Source organism: Mycobacterium sp. Marseille-P9652 (genome assembly GCF_902652685.1).
In the GTDB taxonomy this organism is placed as follows: Bacteria; Actinomycetota; Actinomycetes; order Mycobacteriales; family Mycobacteriaceae; genus Mycobacterium.
On sequence record NZ_CACRUY010000095.1, the window covers coordinates 1 to 9,574 of the forward strand.

The 9,574-nt window shown below is 69.2% G+C and carries 8 protein-coding genes and 1 pseudogene; 7 read left to right on the forward strand and 2 right to left on the reverse strand.

What is annotated here, in order from left to right; translation table 11 throughout:
• Positions 1-229: 229 nt before the first annotated feature.
• Entirely contained in the window at positions 230-1,705 is a 1,476-nt protein-coding gene (locus GPY60_RS25675; protein ID WP_156690511.1) for an acetyl-coenzyme A carboxylase carboxyl transferase subunits beta/alpha, read from the reverse strand.
• Positions 1,706-1,732: 27 nt separating this feature from the next.
• Between GPY60_RS25675 and GPY60_RS25680 the strand changes: the two genes are divergently transcribed.
• The 7 genes from GPY60_RS25680 to GPY60_RS25710 all read left to right on the forward strand — a co-directional run bounded on the left by GPY60_RS25680 (position 1,733) and on the right by GPY60_RS25710 (position 9,148).
• Positions 1,733-2,464 carry an enoyl-CoA hydratase gene (locus GPY60_RS25680; protein WP_156690512.1) on the forward strand — a complete coding sequence of 244 codons (732 nt, stop codon included), beginning with the start codon at positions 1,733-1,735 and terminating at the stop codon, positions 2,462-2,464.
• A gap of 5 nt (positions 2,465-2,469) precedes the next feature.
• A complete protein-coding gene (locus GPY60_RS25685; protein WP_156690513.1) occupies positions 2,470-3,591 on the forward strand; it encodes an MBL fold metallo-hydrolase in 1,122 nt (373 codons plus the stop codon).
• A gap of 29 nt (positions 3,592-3,620) precedes the next feature.
• Positions 3,621-5,198, forward strand: a complete 1,578-nt coding sequence (locus GPY60_RS25690; protein ID WP_156690514.1) for a serine hydrolase — start codon at positions 3,621-3,623, stop codon at positions 5,196-5,198.
• Positions 5,195-7,585: a cation-translocating P-type ATPase gene (locus tag GPY60_RS25695; RefSeq protein ID WP_156690515.1), complete on the forward strand. Its 2,391-nt coding sequence runs from the start codon at positions 5,195-5,197 to the stop codon at positions 7,583-7,585. Before GPY60_RS25690 ends, GPY60_RS25695 begins: the two co-directional genes overlap by 4 nt.
• Positions 7,586-7,621: 36 nt before the next feature.
• On the forward strand, positions 7,622-7,807 hold the full coding sequence (locus tag GPY60_RS25700; protein WP_156690516.1) for an antitoxin: 186 nt from the start codon (positions 7,622-7,624) through the stop codon (positions 7,805-7,807).
• Between the two features lie 4 nt (positions 7,808-7,811).
• On the forward strand, positions 7,812-8,285 hold the full coding sequence (locus GPY60_RS25705) for a type II toxin-antitoxin system Rv0910 family toxin (RefSeq protein ID WP_156690517.1): 474 nt from the start codon (positions 7,812-7,814) through the stop codon (positions 8,283-8,285).
• Positions 8,286-8,374: 89 nt separating this feature from the next.
• Positions 8,375-9,148 (forward strand): VOC family protein, encoded by a 774-nt coding sequence (locus GPY60_RS25710; protein WP_156690518.1) that lies wholly within the window; start codon positions 8,375-8,377, stop codon positions 9,146-9,148.
• A 93-nt stretch (positions 9,149-9,241) separates the two neighbouring features.
• Here GPY60_RS25710 and GPY60_RS27630 read toward each other — a convergent pair.
• Positions 9,242-9,574 (reverse strand): annotated as a pseudogene (locus GPY60_RS27630) (PE family protein); the annotation flags it as partial.

Sequence of the window (9,574 nt, forward strand, 5' to 3'; positions counted from 1 at the left end):
CCCCACACTCAACCTCGACACCCCCGCCCAACGACTCGCCCAACTCCTCGACCAAGCCGCCTGACCAGATGTTGCACTAACCGATTGACAATGCCCCGAAAAGCGCCGCAATAGATTACGTTTCGCGACAGTGAGCCCGCCGGTCGGGCGTCAACGTCAGAACTCGATGACGGCCACCTGGGCACCGCCCGTTTTCGGAAGACGTCCACCAGCCGCCACCCGTAGGGGCCTACCGGGGCAACCCGATTCGGCGGTAGCGCTCCAGCCGCGCGGCCAGCCGCTCGGCTGCGGGAATGCCGCGCAGCGCATGCACCTCCGCGGCGATGGCCTGCGACAGCCGCTGCGAGAACTCGATCGGTTCGTCCGCGGCGTCGGGGTGTTCGGGCACGACGGCGTCGACGATCCCGCTCGCCAGCAGATCGGCCGATCGAATGCCTTGCACCGCAGCAAGTTCGGCGGCGTGCTCGACGTCACGGAAGACGATCGCGCTGGCGCCCTCCGGCGGCAGCGGGGCCAGCCAGCCGTGCAGCGCGGCCAGCACGCGATCGGCGGGCACCATCGCCAGCGCCGGACCGCCGCTGCCCTGACCCAACAGCACCGACACGGTCGGGGTGTCGAGCGTCACGAGTTCGGCCAGGCACTGAGCGATTTCGCCGGCCAGGCCGCCCTCCTCCGCCTCGGCCGAAAGCGCCGGCCCGGCCGTGTCGATGACCAGCACCAGCGGCAGGCGCAACTCGGCGGCCAGCGCCATGCCGCGCCGGGCCTCGCGCAGCGACGCCGGCCCGACGATTCCGCCGGTCACCCGCTGCTGGCCCAGCACCACCGCGGGCTGACCGGCGAACCGGGCCAGCGCGAGCAGCGTCGTCGCGGCTTCCCCCTGCCCGGTGCCGGACAGCAGCACCCGGTTCGTGGCGCCGTGCCGCAACAGGTGCGCGACACCCGGCCGGTCGGGCCGCCGCGAGGCCACCACCGAATCCCACGCCGGCACATCGGGTATCGGTTCACGCGAGCGCACCCCCGGGGGCGCCCCGGCAGGGTCGGCGATCACCGTCAGCGCTCGGTCCAGCGTCCGGCGCAGGTCCTCGAGCGCGACCACGGCGTCGACGACGCCGTGCCGCTGCAGGTTCTCCGCGGTCTGTACTCCCTTCGGGAAGGGCTCACCGTAGAGCAGCTCGAACACGCGGGGACCGAGGAAGCCGATCATGGCGTCCGGCTCGGCGAACGTGACGTGCCCGAGCGAGCCCCACGACGCAAACACCCCGCCGGTGGTCGGGTTGCGCAAGTAGACCAGGTACGGCAGGTGCGCCCGCTTGTGCAGCCGGACGGCGGCGGCGATCTTGACCATCTGCAGGAAGGCGACGGTGCCCTCCTGCATGCGGGTGCCCCCGGAACTCGGTGAGGCCAGCAGCGCCAACCCCTCGGCAGTCGCGCGCTCGACGGCGGCAGTGATTCGCTCGGCCGCCGCCACGCCGATCGAGCCGCCGAGGAACCGGAATTCGCACACCACCACCGCCACCCGGCGCCCGAAGATGCGCCCCTCCCCGGTGAGCACCGATTCGTCGAGGCCGGTGGCGGCCCGGGCGCCGGCCAGCTCGCGCGCGTAGGAGTCGCCGGTCGCCACGGCCAGGGGTTCGCGGTCCCAACTCGTGAAGGAACCCTCGTCCAGCACCGCGTCGCGCAGCTGACCAGCCGTGATGGGACTCACCTCTCGAGGCTATATAGGGTGGCTGCCATGATCGGTATTTCCCAGGCCGAAGCGGTTCTGACGATCGAGCTGCAGCGTCCCGAGCGTCGCAACGCCCTGAACTCGCAGCTCGTCGAGGAGCTGCGGGAGGCCTTCGAGAAGGCGAGCGACGGGTCGGTGCGGGCTATCGTGCTGACCGGTCAGGGCACGGCGTTCTGTGCCGGCGCGGACCTGAGCGGTGACGCCTTCGCCGCCGACTACCCCGACCGGCTCATCGAGCTGCACAAGGTCATGGACACGACGCTGATCCCGGTGATCGGTGCCATCAACGGCCCCGCCATCGGCGCGGGCCTGCAGCTGGCGATGCGGTGCGATCTGCGAGTGGTGGCGCCGGATGCTTTCTTCCAATTTCCGACCTCGAAATACGGTCTGGCCCTTGACAATTGGAGCATCCGTCGGCTGGCCTCGCTGGTCGGTCACGGCCGCGCCAGCGCGATGCTGCTGACGGCCGAGAAATTGAACGCCGACGACGCGCTGTTAACCGGCATGGCCAATCGCATCGGGACGCCGGCCGACGCGCAGGAGTGGGCCACCGAGATCGCCGGCCTGGCGCCGCTGGCCATCCAGCACGCCAAGCGCGTGCTCAACGACGACGGCGCCATGCAAGACCAGCAGCCCGAGCACAAGGAGCTCTTCGACAAGGCCTGGAACAGCCAGGACGTGATCGAGGCGCAGGTCGCACGGGTGGAGAAGCGGCCGCCGAGGTTCAAGGGGGCCTGACGGTCATGGTGCGGGGGGCGCTGCGACTGGTCGCCGGGACCGCCTCGCTGGCGGCCGGCAGTTGGGTGTTGCGGGCGTTGCACGGCGCGCCCGCCGCGCTCGGCGCAACCCCCGCCTCCATCCGCGCGGTAGCCCAGGGATCCCCCAACTATCGCGACGGCGTGTTTGTCAACCTCGACCCGGCGTCATCGATTTACCAGATGGACCGCGAGCAACTGCGGCTCATCGCGTGGGAGATGATCGGCAACCGCGGCGGGAGTCGCCCGGCGGCGCCGATCCCGCTGGCGGCGCCCGCGATGTTCGAAACCGACCCCAGCCGGCTTGCCGTCAGCTGGTTCGGCCACTCGACCGCCCTGCTGGAAATCGACGGCTACCGGGTGCTCACCGATCCGGTCTGGAGCAACCGCTGCTCGCCGTCGGACGTGGTGGGCCCGCAGCGGCTGCACCCGCCGCCTGTCCAATTGGAGGGGCTGCCGGCGGTCGACGCCGTGGTGATCAGCCACGACCATTACGACCACCTCGACATCGACACCGTGATGGCGCTGGTCCGCACGCAGCGGGCCCCCTTCTTCGTGCCGCTCGGCGTGGGCGCCCACCTGCGGGCGTGGGGATTACCGGAGCAGCGCATCGTCGAACTCGACTGGCACCAGAGCGCTCAGGTCGATCAGCTGACGATCACCTGCATGCCGGCCCGGCACTTCTCGGGGCGCTTCCTCGAGCGCAACACCACCCTGTGGGCGTCGTGGGCGTTCGTCGGTCCAAGCCACCGCGCCTACTTCGGCGGCGACACCGGCTACACCAAGAGCTTCGCGCAGATCGGCGCCGACCACGGGCCGTTCGATCTGACCCTGATGCCCATCGGCGCCTACAACACGGCGTGGCCGGACGTCCACATGAACCCGGAGGAGGCGGTCCGGGCCCACCAGGACGTCACCGACTCCGGATCCGGGCTGCTCGTGCCGATCCACTGGGGCACCTTCCGGCTCGCCCCCCACCCGTGGGCGGAGCCCGTCGAGCGACTGCTCAAGGCCGCGGAACCCGCCAACGTCAAGGTCGCCGTCCCGACGCCGGGCCAGCGCATCGACCCCGCGACGCCACCGAAGTCCACTACTTGGTGGCGGCTCTGAACAGCCATCCCTCGGGCTAAAGTGCGGCCATGACCAAACGCGCGGCCGCGGTTGCGGCGGCCTTGCTGGCGTTGACGGCGTGCGGGCCCGCGAAACCGGCGGCCACCCCGCCATCCGCGCCGCCCGGGGTGCTACCGAACGAGGTGTCCGGTGTGCAGATCCCCGCCGGCCGCATCGACGACGCGGTATCCAAAATCGACGGCCTGGTCGGTGACCTGATGCGGAGCACCGGCATCCCGGGGATGGCCGTCGCCGTCGTCCACGGCGGAAAGACTCTGTACGCCAAGGGTTTCGGCGTCAAGGACTCGTCCAGGGGGGAAGGACCCGACAACAAGGTCGACGGTGACACGGTGTTCCAGCTCGCCTCGATCTCCAAATCGGTCGGCGCCACGGTGGTCGCCCATGAAGTCAGCGAGAACGCCGTGTCGTGGGACACGCCGGTGGTCTCCAAGCTCCCGTGGTTCGCCCTCGGTGATCCATATGTCACGAGCCACGTGAGCGTCGGCGACCTTTACTCGCATCGTTCGGGGCTGCCCGACCACGCCGGTGACGAACTGGAGGATCTCGGCTACGACCGGCGGCAGTCGCTCGAGCGGCTGAGGGAGCTGCCGCTGGCGCCCTTCCGAATCAGCTACGCCTACACCAATTTCGGGGTGACCGCCGCCGCGGAAGCGGTCGCGGCGGCGGCCGGCAAGCCATGGGAGGACCTCTCCGACGCTGTCCTGTACCGGCCGCTGGGGATGGCGTCCACCAGTTCGCGGTTCGCGGATTTCACGGCGCGCCCCAACCACGCGGTCAATCACGTCAAGATGGGGGACCGATGGGAGCCCCGATTCCAGCGTGATCCCGACAATCAGACGCCGGCGGGCGGTGTGAGCTCGTCCGTCAACGACATGGCGCGCTGGCTGAACATGGTGCTGGCCAACGGAACCTACAACGGTCAACGGATCACCTCGCCGGAGGCGCTGCTGCCCGCCATCACCACCCAGGTCGTCTCGGTGCCGGCGAAGACGCCGACGGCGCGCGCGGGCACCTACGGGTACGGGTTCAACGTGTCGGTGACGTCGTCCGGGCGCACCGTGTACAGCCATTCGGGAGCGTTCGCGCTGGGGGCCGCGACGAACTTCATGGTCATGCCGTCCGAGGACGTCGCGATCATCGCGCTGACCGATGCCGCCCCGACCGGCGTGCCGGAGACGCTGACCGCCGAGTTCATGGACTTGGTGCAATACGGCCAGATTCTGCAGGATTGGTCGACGCTGTACCGGCAGGCCTTCGCCGCGATGAGTAGTCCGAAGGGTGCGCTCGCCGGCAAGCAGCCCCCGGCCAACCCCGCGCCGTCGCGCCCGCTGGGGGACTACGTCGGCGTGTATGCGAACGGGTACTGGGGGCCGGCGACGGTGAGCGAACGGGACGGGAAGCTCCAACTGTCCATGGGTCCCAAGAACCAGACGTTCACCTTGACGCACTGGGACGGAGATACCTTCACCTTCCCGATCGTCGACGAAAACGCCCCTCCCGGATCGCTTTCCAAGGCGACCTTTACGGGCAGCACCATGAACCTGGAGTACTTCGACTCGGAGAAGCTGGGAACGTTCACGCGATGACGCCCGGCCTGACCGACGCCGAGGTGGCGCAACGCGTCGCGGACGGCCAGACCAACGCGGTGCGCGAACGCGCGACCCGCAGTGTCGCCGACATCGTGCGGGCCAACGTCTTCACGCGGATCAACGCGATCCTCGGGGTGCTGCTGCTCATCGTGCTGGCGACCGGCTCGCTGATCAACGGGCTCTTCGGCCTGCTGATCATCGCCAACAGCGTCATCGGCATGGTTCAGGAACTGCGGGCCAAGCAGACCCTGGACAGGCTGGCGATCGTCGGCCAGGCAAAACCGTTGGTGCGCAGGCAGTCCGGAACGCAAACGCTGCCGCCCGGCGAAGTGGTGCTCGACGACGTCATCGAGCTCGGGCCGGGCGACCAGGTCGTCGTCGACGGGGACGTGGTCGAAGGAACCAACCTGGAGATCGACGAATCGCTGCTCACCGGCGAGGCCGACCCGATCGTCAAACACACCGGGGATGCGGTGATGTCGGGCAGCTTCGTCGTCGCCGGTACGGGCGCCTACCGGGCCACCCGGGTCGGCCCACAGGCCTATGCCGCCAAGCTGGCCAAGGAGGCAAGCAAATTCACGCTGGTGAAATCCGAACTGCGCAACGGCATCAACCGCATCCTGCAGTTCATCACCTACCTCCTGGTGCCCGCCGGTCTGCTCACCATCTACACGCAGTTGTTCACCACCCACGCGGGCTGGCGGCAGTCGGTGCTGCGCATGGTCGGCGCCCTGGTGCCGATGGTCCCCGAGGGCCTGGTGCTGATGACGTCCATCGCGTTCGCCGTCGGTGTGATCCGGCTCGGGCAACGCCGCTGCCTGGTGCAGGAGCTGCCCGCCATCGAGGGGCTCGCCCGGGTCGACGTGGTGTGCGCCGACAAGACCGGCACGCTCACCGAGAACGGCATGCGCGTCGCCGACGTCTCCGAGATCGGCGCGAACCAACATCGGGTGGCAGACGTGCTGGCCTCGCTCGCCGCGGCCGATCCCCGGCCCAACGCCAGCATGCAGGCCATCGGCGAGGCCTACGGGGAACCGCCCGGCTGGACTGCCACCGCCACGGCGCCCTTCAAGTCGGCCACCAAGTGGAGCGGTGTGTCCTACGACGGGCAGGGAAACTGGGTGATCGGGGCGCCCGATGTGTTGCTGGACCCCACGTCCCAAGCCGCCTCGGAGGCGGAAGCCATTGGCGCGCAGGGCATGCGCGTGTTGCTGCTGGGCGCCGGCGACGTGCCGGTGGATCACCCCGACGCACCGGGCCGGGTGGCCCCCGTCGCGCTGGTGGTGCTGGAGCAGAGGGTACGACCGGACGCCCGTGAGACGCTGGATTACTTTGCCGCCGAGGGCGTCTCGCTGCGGGTGATTTCCGGGGACAACGCGGTGTCGGTGGGCGCCGTCGCCGACCGGCTCGGGCTGCACGGAAAGACGATGGACGCTCGCCACCTGCCCACCGACGAAGCGGAACTGGCCGACGCGCTGGAGAAGTACACGACCTTCGGCCGAGTGCGGCCGGACCAGAAGCGGGCGATGGTGCGGGCCCTGCAGTCGCACGGGCATACCGTCGCGATGACCGGTGACGGCGTCAACGACGTGCTCGCCCTCAAGGACGCCGACATCGGCGTGGCCATGGGGGCCGGCAGCCCCGCGTCGCGCGCGGTGGCGCAGATCGTGTTGCTGGACAACAGCTTTGCCACCCTGCCCTACGTGGTGGGCGAGGGCCGGCGGGTGATCGGCAACATCGAGCGGGTCGCGAACCTGTTTCTCACCAAGACCGTGTACTCGGTGCTGCTGGCGCTGCTGGTGGGCATCGAGTGCCTGCTGTCCAAGCCGCTCAAGGCGGATCCGCTGCTGTATCCGTTCCAGCCGATCCACGTGACGATCGCGGCATGGTTCACCATCGGGATCCCGTCGTTCATCCTGTCGCTGGCACCCAACAACGAACGCGCACATCCCGGCTTCGTGCGGCGGGTGCTGACGTCCGCGCTGCCGGCGGGGCTCACCGTGGGGATCGCGACGTTCGCCTCCTACCTGCTTGCCTATCACGGCCGGCACGCCTCGTTTCAGGAACAGGAGCAGGCCTCGACCGCCGCACTGATCACGCTGCTGATGACCGCGCTGTGGGTGCTGGCGGTGGTGGCGCGTCCCTACGAGTGGTGGCGCGTGGCGCTGGTGATCGCCTCCGGCCTCGCCTACGTCGCGATCTTCACGCTTCCGCTGACACGCCGCGAGTTCCTGCTCGATCCGTCCAATATGGCCGTGACGTCGGTGGCACTGGGGATCGGCGCGTTGGGCGCGGCGGCGATCGAGGCGCTGTGGTGGATCCGGGGCGCCATGTTGGGCGTGCGGCCGCGGTTGTGGCGGGAGGCACCGGAGGCCGCACAGTAGGATTTCCCCCGGGCTTTCTCGGGGAAGGGCTTTCACATGGGATTCCTGGACAGGGCGAAGGACCTGTTGGCGCAGAACGCCGACAAGGTCGAGACCGCGATCGACAAGGCGGGCGAGTTCGTCGACGACAAGACGCAAGGCAAGTACGCCGACACCATCCACAAGGTGCAGGAGCAAGCCAAGAAGGCGGCCGAGTCCGCCGCCAAGGACGAGCAGAACTAAAGCCATGGCGAAACTTTCCGGATCCATCGACGTGCCGCTGCCGCCCGAGGTCGCCTGGAAGCACGCCTCTGACCTGTCCCGGTACAAGGAGTGGCTGACCATCCACAAGGTGTGGCGCAGCACGCTGCCCGCCGACATCGACAAGGGCACCGTCGTCGAGTCGATCGTCGAGGTCAAGGGCATGTACAACCGGATCAAGTGGACCGTGGTGCGCTACAAGCCGCCCGAGGGCATGACGCTCAACGGCGACGGGGTCGGCGGCGTCAAGGTCAAGCTGATGGCGAAGGTGCAGCCCGGGCAGGAGGGTTCAGTCGTGAGCTTCGACGTACACCTGGGCGGGCCTGCGCTGTTCGGCCCGATCGGCATGATCGTCGCCGCCGCGCTGCGCACCGACATCAACCAGTCGCTGCACAACTTCGTCACTGTGTTCACCCGGCCCGATCCCAGCAGGAACGGAAACGGCGGCGCCCCGCACTGACCGCCGCGCGCGCGATGAGTTTTCGCCGCGGCCCCGGTCGGTATGTGTGAATCCCCCTGTCGGGTTGTAAACACATTGAGGAGGTCACCATGCCCATCCGTGACGGCGCGCCGCTGGGCGCCCCCTGCTGGATCGATCTGACCACGTCAAACCTGGAACGCGCCCAGGACTTCTACGGCACGGTCTTCGGCTGGACGTTCGAGTCCGCCGGGCCCGAATACGGCGGATACGTCAACGCCGCCAAGGACGGCCACCCCGTCGCGGGGCTGATGTCCAACCGGCCCGAGGTGCAATTCCCGGACAGTTGGGGCACGCACTTCCACACCGCTGACATCGACGCGAGCGTGGCCGCGGTCAAGGCCGCCGGCGGCTCCATGTACATGGGGCCGATGGAAATCCCGGCCAGGGGTCACATGGGCCTGGCGACCGACCCGTCGGGCGCCTTCTTCGGGCTCTGGCAGCCGTTGGAGCACAAGGGTTTCGAGCTCGTTGGCGAGGCCGGGTCGCCGGTGTGGCACCAGCTGACCACGCGCGACTTCACCGCCGCCGTCGACTTTTACCAGCAGGTGTTCGGCTGGCGCACCGAGGTGGTTTCGGACACGGACGAATTCCGTTACGCCACGGCGTGGTTCGGCGATCAGCAGTTGCTGGGCGTCATGGACGGCACCGCATGCCTGCCGGAAGGCGTCCCGTCGAACTGGACGATCTTCTTCGGTGCCGAGGACGTCGACAAGGCACTGCAGGTGATCGCCGACAACGGTGGCGCCGTGGTGCGCGACGCCGAGGACACCCCGTACGGGCGGCTGGCCGCGGCGACCGACCCGACGGGCGTCATCTTCAACCTGTCGTCCCTGACCGCCTAGAGCGGTCGATCGACGGCGTGCCGGGAGTGCCGTTGCCCGGCTGCGCTTGGCCGCCGCGCGAGCCGGCCGTGCTCGCGCTCCCGACAGTCGCCGTTAGCTGTTCCCGCCGGCAGCGCCGTCGCCGCTGAGGTTACGGCCGAAGCCGCCGGAGCCGCCCACGGTGACGGCGCCACCGGTGCCTCCCTTGTTTTGCTGGGCGTTGTTCCCTGCGCCGTTGCCGCCGGCCCCGCCGAGAGCCGCACCATTGGAGCCGGTAGAACCGTCGCCGTTCCCGGTCGCGAAGTTCGCGACGGCACCGCCGCCGCCTCCTCCGCCCGTCCCGCTGCCGCCCGTCCCACCGCTGCCGCCCGTGTATGACACGGAGTTGACTGTCGAGGTGGCACCGCCGCCGGCCCCGCCCTGGCCGCCGGCGGCGATCGCGGCGAC